This is a genomic window from Tangfeifania diversioriginum (genome assembly GCF_900141875.1).
Lineage (GTDB): Bacteria > Bacteroidota > Bacteroidia > Bacteroidales > Prolixibacteraceae > Tangfeifania > Tangfeifania diversioriginum.
This window is the reverse complement of sequence record NZ_FQZE01000022.1, coordinates 60,311-81,937: the sequence shown is the minus strand read 5'-3', so window position 1 is coordinate 81,937 and position 21,627 is coordinate 60,311. Positions and strand designations below refer to the sequence as shown.

The window sequence follows — 21,627 nt, the reverse complement described above, 5'->3', positions numbered from 1 at the left end:
ATGTAGAATTGTGCATCAATGTCGTTTAGTTAACGCTGTCAAGTCTGTTGACGTTGACAGGTTCAAAACTACAGACTTGTCAGCATGCGAAGTTCCTGACAACGTAGAATAAATTTTACTAACTAAGCGACATTTAATTGTGTATTGCAAATAATTTCTTGATAACCATTCGGTTGGCTTAAAAATTAAACCGGTTCAATTCTTTTCCGTCGGTGTCTTTTCGTACTACGGTCATTTTTTCTGAAGTTGCATCAACTTCGAGTGACGTGGTATGTGCGTTAATAATAATAGGAAAATCAAACTCTTCTGGTTGCGGTTCAATGTATTGGTAGCGATGGGTGTGGCCGCAAATCATGGCAGTGATGTTTTGATTTTTCAACACAGGCAGAATTTTTCGGCGGATATCCAGCGGGCCGTGCCAGTCGGAGCCAACCGGCGGAATATGAATGACAACCATTTTGTAGGGTGCCGATTTAAATTCTTCTTTTTGAATTTCCTTTTTCAGCCACTCTTGCTGTTCGGTGCGGTACGCATCAAACTGCGCCAGGCCTGAATATTCGATGTCGGAATCGGGTTTGTCCTCGCCGCAATCGAGCACAATAAAATGCACCGGCCCCTGGCGGAAGGAATAGTATAGTTTTCCGGTTGGCGTGGGAAAATAATCGGGGAAATAAACACTGAACGGGCCACGCGTTTCATGGTTTCCGCGGGCAAAATATACCGGAACTTTCGAAGCGAATAGCTCCACGGATTTATCCATAAAACCTTCAAAAAATTGTTGCTCGTCATTCATGGACGAAACCATGTCGCCGTTAAAAAACACCAGGTCGGTTTTACCATATTCCACATTGCTGCTCAATGCCGCCAAATCATCCACCCTGCCGTGAATATCGTTTAAAACCAAAAAGGAAACAGAATCTTTTTGCTTGTTCAGTGTCCGGAACCGCAATGGCTTTTGGCTGTACACATTGGTTGAAGCAATATTTCCGTACAAAACCCGGTGTCCCTGGTGCGTTAAAACGGCCTTTGAAAATACCCGGTAACGATATTCCGTGCTTTCTTCCAAATTGGGAATAGTAATTTTGTGCAACTGCCCAACCACCCTGTTGCCGTTTTTGGTTTCGAAATATTTGGGATGCTCCTCTCCATAAAAACTGTTTGTACCTGCAGGAGCAACCTCTACCCACGACACTGCATCCACATCGGTTGTCCATACTATGGTTACTTCATTTTCGGCCACAGCCTGAACGTACGGCCCATGGGATATTTGAATTTCCTGTGCAAAAAGGTTGAGCGACAAAACAAAAAGCAGCAAAAAAAGACAGGATTTATGTGTCATATTATTTTTCATTTAAAGTATTTCAAAAGATTACAGGTTCTATTTTATATCATCCGGGAAAAGGACGTTGTCAACCACCTGCCCGTCGCGCAACCGCATCCAGGTTTTAAACTGCCGTTTGCCTTTTTCCAGCACTACAATGCGTGAACCGTGCTGCAAATCACCGTAAGTGGTTTTTCCTCCCGACCAGCGACCATAAGCCAACGCAATATCGTAATGGTTAACGATGTAATCATTCACATGGTCGTGCCCCACAAACGTTCCCATCACATCGCCCTCAAAAAGCATTGCGGTGAACATCCCTGTATTTATGTCAGGCGAACATTCGTCTTCGTTTCGTTGACCTTTTTTCTTCGCCTCGCTATCATAAGCAGTTTGGTATTCGGGTAGCGGAATATGAAAATAAGCCAGTGCCGGTAACTTTTCCCCGTTTTTCAGGGCATTTTTCCGACTTTGTTTCCGGTACCAGTTCACCTGATCAAACGAAAACCAACCGTAACCTTCCACACTGTCGAGGGTGCTGTAGGCGTTGGAATCGAGAAAATAAAGCAGTGCATTTTCTTCTTTATTTTCGGCATTCACCTTCACCAGGTAATCACCAAAATCAGATGCAGCATCCGGTTTTTTGCCCACATAACCCGGAAAACTTTTCAGCAGTTCACGAATTTGCTGCCGCGACAAATCGTGCTCATCGTCGTGGTTGCCCAGCGTAACGGCAAAAGGAACACCTGCTTTCAAAACTGGTTCCAAAACCGTTTTCCATCCGTCGGCTGCCGGACGGCCGGTAACAATATCTCCCGTAAAAGCCACCAAATCGGGTTGTTCTGTTTCCAGAATGTACTTTATTAATCCCAGCGAAGGTTCAGACTCCGGTGCACCCGGTTTGAAATGAATATCGGTAAACTGGGCAATTTTAAAATTTCCTCTTTCATTAAATTCTAAGGTGGTTTTATTTTTTGATTGAGCACTTTGAATTAAAATATTTAAAACAAAGAATAAAATAAGATATTTTGTCTTCATTATTTAAGTTTTATCTTTTACTATTTTTTGATTGTAATTTTTAAAAATAGAATTTACAATAGAAGGCTTTGAAGAAGTATAAAGAATTATATAAAAAACCTCAAAAATTAGCGACTTCCTTCGGCAACGAAGAATCTCACCAAAGCTTGAGGTTTTTCAAAGCCATTTAAAATATTATTTAAGTAACCACATTATACCATTATTATCATCAATCCCATCGTATTGTCTATCGATAGCTTCTTTTGCATTATCAGTATTATAATCTAATTCCACTTGTGGATACATCCATCTCACAGGGAATTTATCAGAAGGATTATTCATATTTGTTGCTGGATCGAATGGTAAAACAGGGTAGCCTGTTCTACGATGATCATAAAACGCACTCCTGGGAATTTGTAAAAATGTACTGATATATTTTTGTGTCAAAATTTGACTTAATTTATCATCAAAAGATGAACGTAATTTGACTGGCTCTGATGAAAGATAATTTTCAACATACGCAGGTGTAATTTTCATGGCATGATGATATAATTCATCATCGGGAGTATTAGTTGCTACAAAATTTAAAGCCGACTCTATTCCTAAATTATAAAATGTTTCTGGATCTCCGGAAATCCATCCTCTCAATGCAGCTTCAGCTATATTAAAATTGAGTTGTGTATAGCTAATCAATGCTATTGGTTCACCTGAAGAAAGAAAGTAACGCTCATTAATCATTGAATAATCATTTGTGCCAACTATTTCACCAGCATCAGAGAAAGATAATGCAGGATCTATTCCCACATAGGCATCAAAACTTGTAGCTTCAATTCCTTCATCGATTCTAACGGGTGACGGTGAAGCATAATAAAATAGTCTGTAATCTTTTAAAGTCTTCAGTGAATCAATAAGTTTACTACTTATAATTGGATATATTGAAAAAGGATTGGGCTTTGAGAAAGGATATCTCTCACCTGTTGCATCTGAATATTTTAGTGCAAAATTATCGCTATTATCATTTAACTGAGGTTCATTTTGGAAAATTTGTTTAAAACGATTAGCAATATTAAGTTCTGTGTCATTTTCTTTGTTAGAAAGCTGTATAAGAACATTTAAACGAAATGAATTTACCGCTCTTTGCCATTTTTTTACATCACCATTGTAAATAGGATCACCCTTAAAATTTTCTCCTTGGGCAAACAGTTTATTAGCTTCTTTTAATTCATTTAAAACTCCTTCAATAACTGACTTCTGTGTATCGTATTCTGGCTTAATAATCCCTGAATTTTCAGCCAACACTGCATCATTATATGGTATATCTCCAACCTCCAAAGTCAAATTGAAAAAAATCCAAGCTCTTATAAAATGACTTAGTGCAGTGTAGGAGTTAATCAGTTCCGGATCACCCATTTCTTCAGCATAGGTAACCATTTTTTTGGCATTGGTAATCATTAAATAATCAGAAAAGTTTGTCCTGCCCAAGCCATTTAATTGCTCATTTGCATCAATAAATTCTCCCCAAACAATATATTTATCAAGCATAAAAGGCCGCATAAATCCCTTCGTAGTTGCTAATTCATCCCGAGTTATATCTAATATAAGTGTAGTTGCTAACATATCTGGAGTTACACTTATTGCTAAATCTGGATTTGTATTCATTTCATCAAAATCTTCACAACTTGCAAAAATGAATACGAAGAGCATTATTAGAATAGTTTTATAATTAATTATTTTTTTCATTTTCAAACGATTAAAAAGTTATTATTCATTTTCATATACGAGTATCCAGCTTCTTTAAAACGAAGCATTCAAATTCACTCCTAAATATCTTACAGATGGCGATGTTAAATCAGAATCTGTGCCTTTATCCGGATCTGCAAATTTGATTTCCTTTGTCCATAGGAAAACATTTTGACCTGTTAAAGAAAGATAGAGATTTGATGCTCCAATTTTGCCAGCAATACTTTGAGGAAAGTTATAGCCAATAGAAAAATCTCTTAGTTTCAAAAAAGTACCTGAAACAATACCCATATTTCCGATTCCATAATTTCTTGCATACGATTGGTAAGAAACTTTAATATCATTAGGTTCATAAACCCGAGTATCACTAATAATTTCACCATAATTATTAAATTCTACTGAGCCGGAAACAACTTTTACCCCTTCACCAATGTAATTTGTTTCCCCATTTACTACTTCATCATATCTCCATTGGTTGTCGGTATCTGGATGAGAGCCTGTATCCCACATTTTGTGCTCAGTATAATTATACATCACCCCTCCAATGCGGCCATCAAAATTAACGCTTACATCAAACCTTTTCCAGTTAATTCTGTTAGTTATACCCCATATAAAATCAGGGTCGGAATACCCCCATCGTTTATCATAATCGCTCCTCCATGGCAACCCGCTTGAACGATGTATAACATTACCTTCATCGTCCTTCAGCCAGTATCTTGAAACATATGCATCAACTCGTTTCCCTTTTCCAGTCCACAAATTATCAGCAGAATAATTTGGATCAAGTTTATTATAATAAATATGAGATTTAGACCAGTTGAAACCAACATTATAACTAAAATTCTCACTATCAACCAAAGAGTAATCTACAGATATTTCCCAGCCTTTCCTAACATGTTCTTCTTCAGTATTAATTAATGTACTCGAAAAACCGGAAGCCTCGGAAATAGGAGCATATCTTTGTTGGTTATAGTAGAGTTTATTGTAATGGGTGAAATCAAATTTTAATCGTTTTTTGAAATAAATTGATGTCCCTAATTCGTATGTGCGAGTAGCATTTGGCAAAACAAATTCATTTATTAAATCATTTGGATAATCAGCATAAAGTAATCCTTGCCAATTTATCTGTCCTGTATTATAAGCTTGATTATTATCATATATTCCTAATGGGCTTTTGGCAACAGTCCATGCGCCTCTTACCTTCCATAAATCAAGCCATGAAGGCTGTTCAAAAAGTTCAGTTAAAACAATACTTGAGCTAACTGAAGGATAAAAGAATGAACGTGTATCTTCTTTGTGAGTTGAACTCCAGTCGTTTCGGCCAGTTACATCAAAGTATATAATATCTTTGTAATCAAACGACAACTTTGAATAAATACTATTTACCTGCCGTCTATATACTGACGAACTTACTGTTGCTGGGTCACGTGAATTTTTTAAAGAATAATACCCAGGAATAACAAGTCCATTATTGGTAGCTCCGACAAGATTTTTATCTGTATATCTATATAATGTTGAACCAGCGAGAAAATCAATATCAAAGTCATTAAATAATTCTTTTTTATACATTAATAAAAAATCACTGTTAATACTCCAACCGGAAGATACTTGATTTCTGTAGAGTCCTTTTTGATGAAATCCACCTCTACCACTGTTAATATTTATTGGATTTCTTCGAATATATTCATTACTATACATATCATACCCATTCCGGAATGTTGCCTTAAGATGATTTGTTAAATTATATGTTAATGTCAGATTGGCATTCATTTTATTTAACCACTCACCATTAAGTCGCTCGTATGCCATCATGTAGGGATTATCATACCAAGCATCATACAACCAATTTTGTTTTTCGTCTTTTATTATCCAATAATCCTTATAATCCCGAATATCGTAATCGGGGCCTGTCCATAACAGAATTTGATAAATATAACCTTGTGAGCCATATCCCTGGCCGAAAGTTTGTGGAGCCATCTGACGATTGTAACCCATATATCCCTCAACAGTGAATTTATCTGTAGCAGACATTACTCCGCTAACAGTAAAGTTGGTTCGATTCAAATTAAGATTAGGATATTGCCCTTTATTATAGACATGATTAAGAGAAACCCGGAAGCTCCCATTTTCTCCAGCTTGTGATAGGCTAATATTTGTATTTGAAACAACTGCTTGTTCCAAAAAATTTTGAAAATTGTTTTTGCCACTAGAAATTAAAGGCATATCCTCCCATTGCTTAGTAACAGGATTCCACTGTCTTCCTGTATCGCCAACATCTAATTTTGGCCCCCAAACATAATCTGTGGCTAAGGCTCCATTAATTCCATGTCCATATGAGGATTGAACTTCAGGTAGAGCAAGAAAACCTGCTGCAAACATGTTATTTGAATTAATGTCAACTTGTATGCCGTCTGTATTTCTTCCATTTTTTGTAGTAATTATTATCGCGCCGCTACTTCCTCTATAACCATATAAAGCTGAAGCAGTTCCTCCTTTTAGCACATTTATTGATTCAATATCATCAGCTGCAATATCATTAAAATTCATATTTGAATATGCAACACCATCAACTACCAATAAAGGATTTTCACCACGAAGAGAAATGTCTGGCTCCTCATTAAATTCTGTACTATTTTTTATCCAAAGTCCGGCAATTTTACCTGTCAAAGATGTTGCAGCATATGCACCTTTTGTTCGTTGTAACTTTTCTCCTTCAATTTTTTGAACAGCATATCCCAAAGCCTTTTCTTCTCTTTCAATACCCAATGCTGTTACAACAACTTCATCTAACCCAACAACATCTGCTGAAAGTGAAATGTTAATTTCAGATTGATTTCTTACTACCACCTCTTTTGTTTGCATTCCCACAAACGAAAACACCAGCGTAGCATCTTCAGGAACATTATTTAATGAATAGTTCCCATCCGCATTGGTAACTGTACCCTGGGTAGTGCCTTTTACAACCACAGTAACACCCGGCAGTGGCTGGCCAGCTTCATCGGTTACTGTTCCGGAGATGGCTGGTTGCTGCTGCGCTGAATTATCCGAAATTCCCGGGGCGATTTTTGGAATTTTAATCAGGATGTTTCGATCCACGATTTCGTATTCCACATTTTCTTCTTCAAACAGTTCATCCAGTATTACTTCAATATTTTTATTCGAGTAATCGATGGAAACTTCCCGTTGATCATTGAAATAGTCGCGGTTGTAAAAAAAGTAGAATTCCGACTGCTGCTCGATGGCATCGAATACCTCGGTAATCCGGGCATTCTCCATTTTCAGCGTAAGTTTTGTTGCCTGCGAATACACGCTGGCAGTGGAGGAGAAAACAGCCAGTAAAATGAGCAAACTACTTAGTCGCATAATTAACCAAAGTTTTTTGATGCAGGGATTCTTTTCCCTCCATCGTTCTAAAAAATTTTTCATAAATTTGAATGTTTTAATTAATAAATGGATTTAGCTTCTAATCAGGCTAGAGAAGTTTGTTTGAAAGAGGGAAGTCACCACAATTTCCCTCTTTTCTTTTCTCTGTAATCCGTTCAGCGGATCGAACCGCTTGACGGATAAAACCTAACTAAACTTGAAATTTTATGTTTTTCGATTTTTCATAGGCGTTTTTTTTATTTATTGATAAGTTATTTGTTTTAGTTGTCATTCCGACTGAGGAACGAGGGAGGAATCTGCCAATTAGAATGAGATTTCTCCTCCTGCGTCGTCTCCCGAAGGGATAGTTTCACTGGAAATGACAGTTTTATAATATTAGTTTTTCTTCCGTAGCCATACCTCCTTATTTTCAATGTAGTAATCAATTCCCGAGGTGCGTTTGATTTTTTCGAGCGCTTCAATCAGGTTGTTGTTATAGCTAAACATTCCGCGGAACCTGAATTCTCCCAAATCTGCTGGATGCAGGTGAAATTCAATGTCGTAAATCCGTTCCAGTTCGGTAATCAGGTCGTTGAGAGTGGCATCTTTAAACAACAATTCGCCGTTTCGCCACGAGGTAAACATCTCGGCATCGACAGTGCGAACATTCATTTCGTCAGTCTGCCGGTTATAAATTACCCGTTGCCCGGGTTTCATGGCAATGTTTTTTCCGGCAGCCGATTTAAACTGCAAATCAACACTTCCTTCAGCCAGTACGGTTTCAAAATTATTATCGCCGGGATAGGCGGTTACGTTAAAAGCTGTTCCGGTTACATTTATTCTGGCCACCGGCGTATTAACATGGAATGTTTTTTTCTTATCTGATGTCACCTCAAAATAGGCTTCCCCTTCCAGGTTAACTTCCCGAAATTTTTTATTGAACCGGTTGACATCGTAAGTGATGGTAGAACCGGTATTTATCCAAACCTGCGTTCCGTCGGGCAAAACACATTTTGAAACATGTCCTTTGGGCGAAGTAACCTGCGCCAACTGGACGGGAGCTTCCTGGAAGTTTACAGGAGCATCCGAGAAATACCAGCCAATGGTTAGTGCAATGGGAAAAGTTAGAATAGCTGCCAGTTTGTAGATAAACGTTTTTCGCTTAATGCTTTGAAGCTGATCGGAAAGATAATGGTTGTAAGATTTGGAGAGCCCGGATTTATCCGAGTTGATATCATTTTCTGATAAATGGCTAATTGTTTTGTCCCAAACCTTACTGCTTTTTTGCACCAGTTGCTTATTGGCTTCCGATTGATTTTTCCATTCTTCCAGCTCCTGAATTTCTTTGGAAGTGGCATTGCCCGAAATTGTTTTGGCAATGAGATTATCGATATAGTTGTTATTTTCGTTCAATTCTTTGTTTTTAACTTAGTGCTCCAATTTGTGTTTTAGTGTCTTAGTGGCATTATTTTTTGCCACAAAATCACAAAGACACAAAGATTCACTAAAATTTTAATTTCCAACTAAATTTTACTCTATGACGAAAAAGAAGACCGGCACCCTGTAATGAAATTCAATTTTTTTTCGAATAAATAAAAACAAGGAGGTTAATCATTTGGTAATCAGAAAGACTGTCGCGTAATTTTTTTAATGCAATTCCCATTTGCATCTCTACGGTTTTAATTGAAATACCGAGTTTTTCAGCAATTTCGGAATATTTCAGTCCTTCGAAACGGCAGAGCAAAAATATTTCACGGCATTTTTCCGGGAGCTGGTTGATGGAAGCATTGATGCGATCGTTGAGTTCGGCCTCTTCAATTAAATCACGAAAAGGAATTTGATTGAGATTTTCGACGGATTCCGATATTTCTGTGGTGGCTTTAGTTTTGCGAAACACATCGATGCAGCGGTTTTTTACCGTGGTGTATAGATACGATTTTACGGAAGAGGTAACAGTAATTTTTTCGCGTTTGGTCCATAAATCAATAAACACCTGTTGCACCAGCGAACGCGACAGGTCCATATCGCACAGGTACTTATTTGCAAAAAGGCACAAGGCAGAATAGTATTGATCGAAAAGCTCGCTGAATGCTTTTTCGTCACCATTTTGGAGGCGTTTGAAAATATGTTGATTCAGATTTTCTGTCATTTAGTTTCCACAATTCAGGTACTACAAATTAAAGTGATTGATTTGATAAAAACAACGACAGCATCCATATAATTCCTGATTTGATTTATCTTCGCACAAAAAAACACCACATGAGCGACCCGATTGGACAGGCCATTTCAGATTTTTACAAAAACGGAACAGCACCGGATATTCTTATAAATACCAACTACACCGAAGGCGAAATCCTGCCACCGGCTTACTTTTTCAGAACCTGGGGTGAAATGCCGAAAATTGAGAAGACAGCAATTAAAAACTGCCAGGGTAAGATTCTGGATGTAGGAGCGGCAGCGGGCAGTCATGCGCTGGAATTGCAAAAACAGGGATTTGACGTGACTGCCCTTGAAAAGTCAGAGCTGGCTGCCGCTGTTATGAAAAAAAGAGGAGTGGAAAAAGTTGTTTGCGCAGACGTTTTTCATTTTAAGGAAACCGGTTTCGATACCATTCTTCTTTTGATGAACGGAACCGGCATCGGGCAAACTATTGACGGACTGAAAAAAATGCTGCTGCATCTGAAAAGTTTGCTAAATGAAGGAGGGCAAATGCTTATCGATTCGTCCGATATTCATTACCTTTTTGAAGAAGAAGATGGTTCGCTTTGGATTGATTTGGCCAACGACAACTACTACGGGGAGATGGATTACGAGCTGGTGTACAAAAATCATTCAACACAATTTAAATGGCTGTTTACTGATCTTGAAACGCTTGCCAAAACTGCCGGAGAAGCGGGCTTAAATTGTCAACTCATTGAAAAAGGGGAACAAAATGATTTTCTGGTCAGGCTGACATTAGGATAAACATACTCTGGTATTTTCACTAATTTTTAACCATCTAAAATTGAATATTATGATGTTACTTGGTTTTATGGGTTCGCAGGAAATCGTGATTATTTTGCTTGTTTCTCTTGTTTTCTTTGTTATTCCAATTATTGCACTGGTCGATATTTTGCAGAGCGAATTTGAAGGAAACAACAAACTAATTTGGGTACTGGTAATTTTACTCACATGGTTCTTGGGGGCAATCCTCTACTATTTTATTGGCCGGAAACAGAAAATTGAATGATAATTAAAAGTCATTCAGGTTTTTTGCAGTAAAAAAAGGGTGATTTACCGACATGGTTACCCCGTTTGTAGATTTTATTTCATTGGTTGCAGCTAATGACCTAAATTGGTTCTTGATTTAATCAGTTAAACAGTAGAACAAAAAACTAAAGCCACTATTATGAAAGCGATTATTCTAGCTGCGTCTATTTTTTATGTTCTATGTCTGACACTCAGTAATTACATAGGCATTTCGATAAAACCAAATCAGGTGGATTCTATTACTACGCCAAAAATTATTAAACATAAACCATCCGATTTTCCTCGGCCCGCCGTAAAACCGAACCCAAAAAGTGAAAAGGAGACTTTAAATACGCCGAAACCTCTTGATAAAGAAGAATAAAAAATTCGAATCGTTAATTAAGTTTTCGGGTTTGGTCCAAAAAAAATTATTGTTTCCTTCAAATTACATTCGAACAATATTACTTTCAACCGGTTTATTAATTAAATTGGCTGAAAATATTTTATCATGACAAATAAGTTGAAAATGCATCGCCGCAATTTTGTAAAAGCATTGTCTTTGGGAACGGCACACGTTTTATTTTCAAACCCTTTGTATGCTTCATCTGGCAGTAGTTTTGCAACCGATCCACTCCAAAAAGTTAAGCTTGGCAAATCAGGCATTGAAACCACCATGCTGGGGTTCGGAACAGGTGTGCATGCCGGCAACCGAACCTCTTTTTTAACACGACAAGGAAAAGAGAAGAGCCTGGCATTGCTTAGGCATGCATGGGATAAAGGCATCCGCTTTTTCGATTGTGCCGACACATACGGAACCCATGGTTTTGTAAATGAAGCACTGGCAGATATGAACCGCGATGAAATGACACTTTCATCCAAAATCTGGGTGAGGGGAGGAGGCATTCCCGAACCGGAGCGGCCGGATGCGGACATTGTGGTCGATCGTTTCCGGAAAGAGCTGGATACCGATTATCTTGACCTGGTGCAAATTCACTGTATGGTGGAAGAAAACTGGACTGAAACTCAAAAACGGCAGATGGATATCCTGGAAAATTTGAAAGCCAAGGGTATTATCAGGGCCCACGGTGTTTCGGTACATTCGCTTGAAGCCATGAAAGATGCGCTTGCCAGCGATTGGGTTGATGTAATTCATGTGCGGATTAATCCTTACGGAATAGCAATGGATAAGCCCGATCCGGAAGAAGTTGTTGAAGTCATTCACCAGTTGCACCAGTCAGGCAAAGGTGTTATTGGAATGAAACTTATCGGGAACGGCGAACTGCGCGACCAGAGCGAGAAAATTGACAATGCACTGCGTTTTGTTTTGGGCCTGAGAAGTGTGGATATGATGATTATCGGTTTTGAAGAAAACGAACAAATTGATAACTACCTGTCCCGTACCGAAACTGCACTGAATGATTTGAATAAAACCTGAAAAGTAAAAATACAATATCATTTGAATAGCCTTATAATTTCGAGTGTCAGGCTTTTTATATTCTTTCCCAAAGTGAGTCCACAAAGTAATTCCGGCTGTCGGTAAAGTTTCTTATTTGTTCGAAACCATGGTCAGTAGCAAGTTGTCCGATGGTCTCCAAATCGAATTTCCGTGAAAGTTCCATAAAAACAGGTTCCCATTTTTCAAAGTGAAAAACCTGTTCCAGTGCATCAATCTGCGCATTGTGTTCCGTTTTTGCTATCAAATAATTTTTCAGCTCGCCGCTTTCGGGATTGTAGGTGCAGTGATGTACAAAATCTTGAGGGTCAAATGCAGCGTCCAGCTCCCTGTTCAGCCGGTGCAGGTGGTTGAAAATAAACCGTCGTGAGTGTCCGTGCGGATCGTTGTATGCTTTCAGGATAACAGTTGGCGATTTTTTCAGATCGAAACCTATTAAAACCTTATCGCCCGAATTTGTATATGCTGAAAGGCGGCCTAAAAACTCGGCCGTTTCTTCATTTGAAAAATTCCCAATGTTCGAGCCCAAAAAGAAAATAACTTTTGGAATACTGTCATCCGAGGTGAGTTTTTGCAACTCATTGAAATAATCGCCCGTTTTAGGTTTTACTATCAAACCGGGTAGTTCGGCTTTCAGGTTCGCTGCCAGACTATCGTTCGTTTTTTGGCTAATGTCAATCGGCAGGTATTGAAAATCAACCCCTTTGTTGAAAATATGGTGCAATAATATTTTTGTTTTTGAACCATCGCCGGAGCCCAATTCAACAAGGTTGAAGGTATCACCATTATTACTGAATACTTTTAGCAACTCATTTTTTTGTTTTGAAAAAATCTCGTGTTCGCAGTTGGTGAGGTAGTATTCGGGCATGTGCATAATATCCTGGAAAATGGCACTGCCCATATCATCGTAAAAATATTTCGACAATAAATATTTAGGATTTGCTGACAGTCCTTTTAACGTGTCGGTTGCCAATTGTGAAAGCAGTAATTTTTGTTCCATAACTTGTTTTTGCTCGTAATTTATTTTCTTGCAAAGGCGCGACGGCGCAATGATTATTTCTCCCGCTGATTTCGCTGATTTTCGCAGAGGTTTGTTTGAAACACTTTCTCTTCTCTGCGTGTATCTGCCGCTATCGGCGGGAACATTCTTTCTATTTTTCTAAGCCTGGCGTGAGATTTTCCTCAGGAACGCCTGTTTCGTAAGGGTTTTCAGGGTCGTTACTCCACTCAAACCAGCCACCGTCGTAAACCGAAACGCGTGGCCACCCCATCAGCCAGGCGTTGAACCAGGCTTCGCTGCCCCGCCAGCCGGTACCACAGTAAAAAGCAAGGTGTTTATCGGGTGTAATTTCGTTTTTTTTCCAGATATCAGCTATCTCGTGAAACTCACGAGTGGTGTGGTCCACGTTGCGGTAATTTTCCATATGGTAGGCATCGCTGCCGCAATCGGCAAACACAGCACCCGGAATGCGGCCTTTCGCTTCGATATAATTGTAGCCGCTTACTTCTCCAATGTATTCCGGATAACTTCGCACGCAAACCAGTTCAGCATTTGGCGAAGCAATCATTTTTTTGGCTTCGGGCGTATCTACTATAAGCTTGGGGTTTTGCGGAATTTCAGCTCCAAAATCAGGAACAGAATTTTTGGGTTCATCGGCAGTTGAAATTTCAAGGCCTGCATCTTGCCACGACTGAAAACCGCCGTTCAAAACCCGCACATCTTTTACGCCGGCATACATCATGATTAATGCGCAGCGGATGGCACCAATATTGCCTGCGGCACTTCCGGGAAACGGGGCATCGTTATTGGGATTCATGAATTTTCCGTACATAATTACGGTGGTGTCCGAAGTTATACCGTGGGATTCAAATACTTTTTTGAGTTCTTCCGGAGTTCGCCGATTCCATGTTTTTTCATCTTCAAGTGCATTGGTGTCGATGTCGATAGCGCCGGGAATATGCCCGCTTAAATAAGCATCACGGTTGCGGTAATGCGCATGGGCAATAACAAATTTGTTGTAGTGATACGGATTTTTGCCTGTAAGCAGATCGTTCACCCAATTGGCAGAAACCAGGTTTTTGTATCGTTCGAGTTTTTGTAAAGGCAAATCAGAATAGGGAGCCCATTCATTCAGAAATCCATTATACACCGATACTTTTTTGTAATCTGAATTTTTAAACCGTTCGGCTACTTTTTGAGCCTCTTCGGGCGAATAACCGTAAACGACAATATCATTTTCCGGCAGAATGTTTTTGTGACGAACGATTTCAATCCAGTCGATGTAGTTGAGCCACTTGGCAGACAGGCTTTTGGCCCCGGCGATGTGGCCGCCCCGTTTTTCGTTTTTTAGCTGCCAGCCGTTGTAGGCTTCCACCGGCCTGACATCGATAATTTTTGCATTTTTTGATTGAAGTAAAGCGATTAATTCAGAAGTAGAGATTGTTTTAATCACGGTTTCATTTTTTTGATTCCATAATTATAACAATTCAATTAGGTTATTGATTAAATAGATGAGAAAAGGAATTTGAAAAAATGAGAATTAAATTTTTTGTATAATTGTTCATCTTTCAAAGTGGCACCGTTTCAACCGAAAAGGCTGGCATGTTCCGACCGGTATAGTCGCAAGCCCCGCAGTGGATACCTGCGGCAAAAAAGTAAGCCCCGTGAGGGATGCCTATGGCACTTTCAACCGCTCCCAACTTTTTTGTTGGCTTCCGTATTACAGCTACTTCAACCTGAAAGTTGGTTTACACAACTCCGGCGCTCCTGCCTTACTTAGCTCATAGTTGCATATATATTCTTTTGGAGTTAATCCAGTCGAATCCTTAAATACCCGGTAAAAAGTGGAGCGCGATTTAAACCCGGATTCTGTAACAACCGACTCAATTACATGATTGTTGGGCATTTTAGAAAGAAGTATTTTGCTTTTTTGAATTCTAAAATGATTGATTAAAACATAAAAGTTATCATAACCTTCATCTTTAATTATTTTTGATAATTTATGTTTTGATATATTCAGCTTCCCTGCTAATTCCTGAAGCGAAATATCTGGATCTAAATAATATTCATTTTCTTTGAATTCATCAATTATTTTACTGGAGATTATACCAGGCCTGCAGTTGTTGAATTCTTCAGGATTTGAATTATTATTTCGTAACGAAGCAGATGCGTTGAAATATACGCACACGTAAATAAAATATAAAACATAGTATTTTACTTGAATAGCTACATTGTGTCGTCATACTGATAGTTAGCTCGCTTTTCTGTTTTTTTATGAATCAGGCAGGTTAGAAAATAGTATTTCTGGATACCGGAATGTGTTTCATGTTCTCCTGCCACACAAATCGTCTCAAAATCACTATTTGTTGGGATTGATTCGATCGACCATAAACCTTATCATTGCATTTCCAATAAAAGGACAGAAAAACCTTTTATTTAATTGAATGTTAGAATTAGCCCATGAAAATGAATAAATATACAATTGCACAATTGAAGCGCGGCGAAAAGGGAATCATCGGAAATTTTTCCACAGATGTTGTTCCGGTAAAATTGCAGGAGATGGGATGCCTTCCGGGCAGTGAAGTACAGCTTATCCAGTTTTCTCCATTTAACGATTTGCTGTACCTGAATATCAGCGGAAGTTTTTTTGCCATCCGAAAAGAAATAGCTTCATTAATTGAAATTGCGAATGCAGGATAAAACCATGCCGGAACAAATCAACGTAGCGCTAATAGGAAACCCGAATACAGGCAAAACTTCTGTGTTTAATCAGCTCACCGGACTGAACCACAAGGTGGGGAACTACCCGGGCATTACGGTTGAAAAAAAGGAAGGAACATGCAAGCTGCCAAATGGGCTGAAAGCACGGATTACCGATTTACCGGGAACATACAGTCTCAACGTAACTTCTGCCGATGAGCAGGTTGTAGTAGAACACCTGCTCGAAAAAACCAGCGAAAACTTTCCGGACGTGGTGGTTATTGTGGCCGATGTTGAGAATTTAAAACGAAACTTGTTTCTTTTTACGCAGATAAAAGACCTTAAAATTCCGGTTGTTTTGGCGGTTAATATGTCCGATGTAATGGTGCGCAAAGGCATTACGCTGGACATTGAACTATTTGAGAAGCAGTTGGGAACCAAAATTGCACTGGTTAGCGCCCGGAAGGGAACAGGTATCGATCACCTTAAAAAATGTATTGCTGATTACCGTGAATTACCGGTAAATTCTACTATCGGGTTAAAAGAAATTGATTCCGAATATTTTACGGAATTGCAGAAAGCGTTCCCCAGGGAAGAGTTGTACCGGCTTTGGCTGAAACACACCCAGAATTTTGATTACACCAACCATAAAAATGTAGCCGTTCAAAATGCATCTGCAAAAAACGGATTTCCTGTCCGGAGCGAAAATGAACTCAAACGGATGCAGCAGAAGGAAACTATTCAGCGCTACATGTTTATCAACAAACTGCTGGACAAAGGTTACAAAAAAGATATCTCTGCCGCAAAAGATTTTCGCAGCAGGCTCGACCGCGTTTTGCTTCATCGCGTTTGGGGCTACGTCATTTTTTTCCTGATAATGCTGCTTGTTTTTCAATCCATTTACAACTGGAGCAGCTACCCGATGGATTTTATCGACGGGTTGTTTGCTTCGCTGGGGGAGTGGGCGCGAAACACCCTGCCGCCCGGTGCCCTTAACGGATTGTTATCAGAAGGAATTATTCCTGGCATTGGGGGAATTATGATTTTTATTCCGCAAATCGCCTTTCTTTTTCTATTTATTTCCATTCTTGAAGAAAGCGGTTACATGAGCCGCGTGGTGTTTATCATGGACCGTTTTATGCGTCGTTTCGGGCTGAATGGAAAAAGTGTAGTGCCGCTAATTTCGGGCACAGCCTGTGCTATTCCTGCGGTTATGTCGGCACGTAACATCGAAAACTGGAAAGAGCGACTGATTACCATTCTTGTAACACCATTTACCACCTGCTCTGCCCGTCTGCCGGTTTATCTCATTATCATTGCGCTGGTAATTCCCGAAAAAACTATCCTGGGGTTAAACCTGCAGGGACTGACACTGATGTTTTTATACGCGCTTGGTTTTGTCATGGCCATTTTTTCGGCCTGGGTGTTAAATAAAATCCTGAAAATTAAGTCCCGTTCATTTTTCATTGCTGAAATGCCCGGTTATAAATTGCCTTTACTCAGGAATATAGCCTACACTGTAGTTGATAAAACCAAAGATTTTGTTGTCAATGCCGGGAAAATTATTCTTGCCATTTCCATTGTGCTTTGGTTTCTGGCTTCGCATGGACCTTCGGTGGAGTTTAAAAATGCGGAGGAAATTGTGCATGCTCAAACTGAAAATGAACAATTGACCAGCGAGGAGTTAAATACAGCCGTTGCTTCTTATAAGCTGCGCAATTCGTATATAGGAATATTGGGGCATACAATTGAGCCTGTAATCCGTCCGCTGGGTTACGACTGGAAAATTGGAATTGCCCTGCTTACCTCGTTTGCCGCCCGCGAGGTGTTTGTGGGGGCGCTGGCTACCATTTACAGCGTGGGAAACGATGATGAAGAGACCATAAAAAACCGTCTTGCTGGAGAAATAAATGAATCGACCGGCGAAAAAGCTTTTAATTTTCCAACAGGAATTTCGTTGCTGCTGTTTTACGCTTTTGCCATGCAGTGTATGAGTACGCTGGCCGTTGTAAAACGGGAAACCATGAGCTGGAAATGGCCGTTGATTCAACTTTTTACAATGACAGGTTTTGCTTATATTGTATCGCTCGTGGCTTACCAGCTGTTAAAATAAAAATGAAAAATAGTTGAAATAAAATGATGTGGGAATTACAAAACATACTGGTTTACCTGATTGTGCTTGCAGCAGTAGTTTATCTGGTGAAAAAAATTTTCATGAAAAAGAAAAAACAAAACGCTGCCGGTTGTGATTCCGGTTGCGGTTGCCATTGAACTGCGGAACAAATTGATTAACACCTTCCCCGTGCGCACGGGCTGTTGGTAACAAAGAACCCGAAAAAACCGCCGAGGGCCATGTTTTTCAGCGCTTGTTCCACTGAAAAAGTATTCATGCTTTGTCCTTCGGTAAAATAATAGAAGGCTAATGCGATCAATGATCCTACAAGAATTGCAATCAGCGTTCTGCGTGTTTGTTTCGATTTAAAAAAGTTTTTAATCCCTTTGTTTTCGGGCTGAAGGTCCAGTTTTTTGACTTCAATTTTTGTTTTTATATCCATGCATGCAAATATATAGATATTTTTATTAAATCCAGCCTCGCAATTTGTAATATGCCAATGCCAGTATTTCGCGTGCAAAAGTAATCTCATATTTCAGGTGGTTCCAAAGCTGGTAGCGCACCGACATGCTCTGGCCCACATCGGGTACAAAAGTTTTATTGCCTCCCAGTTCGTCATCGCTGAATGAAAAATCGGCTTCGGCAGCATCTTCAAATGCAGGCAGGGCATTTATTTTTTCAAACCCGGCTTTTTGAAAAGATAAAACTGATCGTCGTGCATGTTCGGGTGAAGTTATGAGAAGAACAGGTTCATTGATATTCAGCTTTTTCTTGCAGTTCAGTGCCTGCGATCGGGTGTTGGTTCCTTCATTTTCAAATTGAATCTGTTTGGGATTCACGCCTCGCAGCACCAGCTCTTCTTTCATTTTTTGTGGTGTGCTCAGGCTGTCCGTTAGCTCCCCCGGCATGACAATCAGTACGTTGGCCTCGGGGAAACTTTCGGCAGCCCTTCCCGCATACCAGCTGCGCATCAGGTTGCTTTCGCTGGGCATACCGCCACCGCCCATCAAAATAATGGTTTCGGGCGGATGAGCCAGTTCCGATTTGCTGGTGCCAAGCCAATGTATGCCCCAGTAAGGGAGCGATGTAAAAGCCAGTGCCACACAAACCAGAAAGAAAATTCCGGCGAGAATAAAAAAAAATCGGGCGATGCTTAAAAAATGAATACTTTTGGATTTGGTTTTAGCCATATTATATTTATCATGAAAAGATAAAAATACGTTTAATCTTTAAATTTTCATAAATTGAACAACGAAGAAAAAAACGAAATAATTCAACTGTTTGAGCAGCACTTTCAGGAAAAGGTCGATTCATTCAGTATGTTGCCCGCATCAGGCTCCGACAGGGAATACTGCCGGTTGCAAAATGAGAACCGCTCAGTTATCGGCGCATTTAATGACGATGTGAAGGAGAATACGGCGTTTCTTTCGTTTACCAATCATTTCCGGAAAAAAGAATTGCCGGTGCCTGAAATTTATACCGTGAGTTCGGATTTGAAAAAGTATTTGCTCGAAGATTTGGGCGACACCACGCTTTTTGATTACCTCTCCAAAGCCCGCGAGTCGGAAGGTTTTTCTGAAAATATTATTTCTGAATACCGGAAAGTATTGCAGGTTTTACCTAAAATTCAGATTATTGCCGGCAAAGACCTGAACTACTCGGTTTGTTACCCGCGCGAAGCTTTCGACAAGCAATCGATGATGTGGGACCTGAATTATTTCAAGTATTATTTTCTGAAACTGGCAAAGGTACCGTTCGACGAGCAGGGACTCGAAGACGATTTTCAGGCATTCAGTAATTACCTGCTTTCAGCACCATCTGGTTTTTTTATGTATCGCGATTTTCAGTCGCGTAACATAATGCTGAAAGATAACGATGTGTATTTTATCGACTACCAGGGCGGACGCCGCGGTGCGTTGCAATACGATTTGGCTTCGTTGCTGTACGACGGCAAAGCAGATATTCCGCAGGATGCCCGCAACCAGCTTTTTCAGTTTTATCTTTCTGAACTGAAAAATTACATGAATGTAAATGAAGATGAATTTACTTCGTATTTCAATGGTTTTGTGCTGATTCGCATTATGCAGGCAATGGGAGCCTACGGATTTCGGGGGTTTTACGAGAAAAAAGAGCATTTCCTGAAAAGTATTCCGTTCGCCATCCGAAACCTTGAAAACCTGTTGCCGAAGCTAAAACTCCCGGTGCGGATGCCCGAGTTGCTGAATGTATTAAAGCTGCTCACCCAATCGGAAACACTGAAAGAATACGGACGTAGCAGTAACAGCGAGTTAACAGTTCGTGTGATGAGCTTTTCCTATAAAAAAGGAATTCCTGATGACCCTTCAGGAAACGGCGGCGGGTTTGTGTTTGACTGCCGCGCGCTGAACAATCCGGGCCGCTACCCCGAGTACAAGAACCTGACCGGAAAAGATTTGAAAGTGCAGGAATTCCTGGAGCAAAAATCGGAAATGGAATGGTTTTTAAAACCGGTTAAAGCGCTTGTTGACCAGTCGGTGAAAAATTACCTGGAACGTGGATTTTTACATCTCTCCGTAAGCTTTGGGTGTACCGGCGGGCAACACCGCTCGGTATATGCTGCTGAGAAAGTTGCCGGCCACCTGCGAAACAATTACCCTGTAAATGTTGTTCTCATTCACCGCGAACAACAAATTTAACATGAGTAAAACAGCTTGTAAGAAGAAAAATTTTAAAGACAAGGAGAATCCCAAGTTTCAATGCAAAAAATGCGGTGCGCTGGTAAAAAAGAAGGATAAAGTGTGTAAATCCAAAAAAATATGAACCACCTGCATTTTTTTATAATAAGGTGTGCCTGAAATTCAAATCCAAAATCTATTTTTGCTGAAATTTTCACAAAATAAAATCTGAGACATGGGGAGAGCATTTGAATACCGCAGAGCGGCCAAAGAAAAACGTTGGGACAAAATGTCGCGGGTGTTTCCAAAACTGGCGAAAAAAATAACTATTGCTGCCAAATCCGGCGGGCCCGACCCTGACTTGAACGCTACTTTGCGAACTGCTATTCTGAATGCCAAGGCGCAGAACATGCCCAAATCGAATATCGACGCAGCCATTAAACGTGCCAGTGGCAAAGATGCCGCCAATTTCAACGAGGTGAATTACGAAGGAAAAGGCCCGCACGGGGTACTGGTTTTTGTGGAATGCGCTACTGACAACTCTACCCGCACGGTTGCCAATGTAAAAAGCTATTTTAACAAGGCAGCTGGCAGTTTGGTGCCAACCGGCTCGCTGGAGTTTATGTTTTCACATAAATCGGTTTTCGAATTTGAAAAACAGGACGATACGGATTTGGAAGAGCTCGAACTGGAACTGATCGATGCAGGCCTGGAAGAAATTGAAGAAAATGAAGGCGTGGTTTATGCTTCGGCAGATTTCACCAGTTTTGGCGAAATGGCTGCCGCGCTCGAAAAACTGAACATCGAAGTTAAAAAAGCCAACCTGAAACGTTTTCCCAACGACCCGGTGGAATTCGGGGAAGAGCAGATGGAAGAGATTGAAAAACTGCTCGACAAGCTGGAGGAAGACGACGACGTGCAGGCGGTTTATACCAATATTGCTTAAGGGATCGGCGAATTCCGATTCACCGAAAAGAGATGACACGATTTTGTTAATACTTCAAGTGGTTCAATCCCAAAAAAGAGGCACGTTTTCCC

Annotated in this window: 19 protein-coding genes; 8 read left to right on the top strand and 11 right to left on the bottom strand. The window is 40.0% G+C overall.

The window, feature by feature from the left end:
* Positions 1–178: 178 nt before the first annotated feature.
* From BUC07_RS14035 to BUC07_RS14010, 6 genes are all read right to left on the bottom strand, one after another.
* Complete coding sequence (locus BUC07_RS14035) at positions 179–1,351, bottom strand: purple acid phosphatase family protein (RefSeq protein ID WP_083578269.1); 1,173 nt, start codon at positions 1,349–1,351, stop codon at positions 179–181.
* Between the two features lie 27 nt (positions 1,352–1,378).
* Entirely contained in the window at positions 1,379–2,359 is a 981-nt protein-coding gene (locus BUC07_RS14030; protein WP_073170675.1) for a metallophosphoesterase family protein, read from the bottom strand.
* Between the two features lie 174 nt (positions 2,360–2,533).
* The gene (locus tag BUC07_RS14025; RefSeq protein ID WP_073170672.1) at positions 2,534–4,078 is read right to left on the bottom strand and encodes a SusD/RagB family nutrient-binding outer membrane lipoprotein; all 1,545 of its coding nucleotides are present in this window, start codon (positions 4,076–4,078) and stop codon (positions 2,534–2,536) included.
* 54 nt (positions 4,079–4,132) lie between these two features.
* Positions 4,133–7,504, bottom strand: coding sequence for a SusC/RagA family TonB-linked outer membrane protein (locus BUC07_RS14020; protein WP_083578268.1), 3,372 nt, complete (start codon positions 7,502–7,504; stop codon positions 4,133–4,135).
* A 333-nt stretch (positions 7,505–7,837) separates the two neighbouring features.
* Complete coding sequence (locus tag BUC07_RS14015; RefSeq protein ID WP_073170669.1) at positions 7,838–8,854, bottom strand: FecR family protein; 1,017 nt, start codon at positions 8,852–8,854, stop codon at positions 7,838–7,840.
* Positions 8,855–9,014: 160 nt separating this feature from the next.
* The gene (locus BUC07_RS14010) at positions 9,015–9,590 is read right to left on the bottom strand and encodes an RNA polymerase sigma-70 factor (RefSeq protein WP_073170666.1); all 576 of its coding nucleotides are present in this window, start codon (positions 9,588–9,590) and stop codon (positions 9,015–9,017) included.
* A gap of 110 nt (positions 9,591–9,700) precedes the next feature.
* On the opposite strand from BUC07_RS14010, the gene BUC07_RS14005 reads away from it, so the two are divergent.
* The 3 genes from BUC07_RS14005 (at position 9,701) to BUC07_RS13995 (ending at position 12,104) form a co-directional block, all read left to right on the top strand.
* Positions 9,701–10,405, top strand: a complete 705-nt coding sequence (locus tag BUC07_RS14005) for a class I SAM-dependent methyltransferase (protein WP_073170664.1) — start codon at positions 9,701–9,703, stop codon at positions 10,403–10,405.
* A gap of 49 nt (positions 10,406–10,454) precedes the next feature.
* On the top strand, positions 10,455–10,670 hold the full coding sequence (locus tag BUC07_RS14000; protein ID WP_083578267.1) for a PLD nuclease N-terminal domain-containing protein: 216 nt from the start codon (positions 10,455–10,457) through the stop codon (positions 10,668–10,670).
* A 507-nt stretch (positions 10,671–11,177) separates the two neighbouring features.
* Positions 11,178–12,104: an aldo/keto reductase gene (locus BUC07_RS13995; RefSeq protein WP_083578266.1), complete on the top strand. Its 927-nt coding sequence runs from the start codon at positions 11,178–11,180 to the stop codon at positions 12,102–12,104.
* 55 nt (positions 12,105–12,159) lie between these two features.
* Here the strand turns inward: BUC07_RS13995 and BUC07_RS13990 are convergent, their stop codons facing one another.
* The 3 genes from BUC07_RS13990 to BUC07_RS21665 form a co-directional block, all read right to left on the bottom strand.
* Complete coding sequence (locus BUC07_RS13990; RefSeq protein ID WP_073170662.1) at positions 12,160–13,122, bottom strand: L-histidine N(alpha)-methyltransferase; 963 nt, start codon at positions 13,120–13,122, stop codon at positions 12,160–12,162.
* Between the two features lie 151 nt (positions 13,123–13,273).
* Positions 13,274–14,575, bottom strand: a complete 1,302-nt coding sequence (locus BUC07_RS13985) for a rhodanese-like domain-containing protein (RefSeq protein ID WP_073170661.1) — start codon at positions 14,573–14,575, stop codon at positions 13,274–13,276.
* 273 nt (positions 14,576–14,848) lie between these two features.
* Positions 14,849–15,310: a helix-turn-helix domain-containing protein gene (locus tag BUC07_RS21665; protein ID WP_073170660.1), complete on the bottom strand. Its 462-nt coding sequence runs from the start codon at positions 15,308–15,310 to the stop codon at positions 14,849–14,851.
* 278 nt (positions 15,311–15,588) lie between these two features.
* Here BUC07_RS21665 and BUC07_RS13975 point away from each other — a divergent pair, with 278 nt between their 5' ends.
* From BUC07_RS13975 to BUC07_RS13965, 3 genes are read left to right on the top strand one after another with little or no spacing between them, the layout of a single operon-like run.
* Positions 15,589–15,822 carry a FeoA family protein gene (locus BUC07_RS13975; protein WP_073170710.1) on the top strand — a complete coding sequence of 78 codons (234 nt, stop codon included), beginning with the start codon at positions 15,589–15,591 and terminating at the stop codon, positions 15,820–15,822.
* Complete coding sequence (feoB, locus tag BUC07_RS13970) at positions 15,812–17,935, top strand: ferrous iron transport protein B (RefSeq protein ID WP_217652705.1); 2,124 nt, start codon at positions 15,812–15,814, stop codon at positions 17,933–17,935. The genes BUC07_RS13975 and feoB overlap by 11 nt, the downstream gene beginning before the upstream one ends.
* 23 nt (positions 17,936–17,958) lie before the next feature.
* Complete coding sequence (locus tag BUC07_RS13965) at positions 17,959–18,093, top strand: FeoB-associated Cys-rich membrane protein (RefSeq protein ID WP_083578264.1); 135 nt, start codon at positions 17,959–17,961, stop codon at positions 18,091–18,093.
* Positions 18,094–18,110: 17 nt separating this feature from the next.
* Here BUC07_RS13965 and BUC07_RS13960 read toward each other — a convergent pair whose 3' ends face one another.
* Both BUC07_RS13960 and BUC07_RS13955 read right to left on the bottom strand, forming a co-directional pair.
* Complete coding sequence (locus BUC07_RS13960; protein WP_073170659.1) at positions 18,111–18,377, bottom strand: hypothetical protein; 267 nt, start codon at positions 18,375–18,377, stop codon at positions 18,111–18,113.
* A gap of 25 nt (positions 18,378–18,402) precedes the next feature.
* Entirely contained in the window at positions 18,403–19,125 is a 723-nt protein-coding gene (locus BUC07_RS13955) for a YdcF family protein (RefSeq protein ID WP_073170658.1), read from the bottom strand.
* A 54-nt stretch (positions 19,126–19,179) separates the two neighbouring features.
* Here BUC07_RS13955 and BUC07_RS13950 point away from each other — a divergent pair, with 54 nt between their 5' ends.
* Together BUC07_RS13950 and BUC07_RS13945 are read left to right on the top strand one after the other, a co-directional pair.
* Positions 19,180–20,610 (top strand): RapZ C-terminal domain-containing protein, encoded by a 1,431-nt coding sequence (locus BUC07_RS13950; protein WP_073170657.1) that lies wholly within the window; start codon positions 19,180–19,182, stop codon positions 20,608–20,610.
* Between the two features lie 214 nt (positions 20,611–20,824).
* Positions 20,825–21,535, top strand: a complete 711-nt coding sequence (locus BUC07_RS13945; protein ID WP_073170656.1) for a YebC/PmpR family DNA-binding transcriptional regulator — start codon at positions 20,825–20,827, stop codon at positions 21,533–21,535.
* The last annotated feature ends 92 nt before the right edge of the window (positions 21,536–21,627 follow it).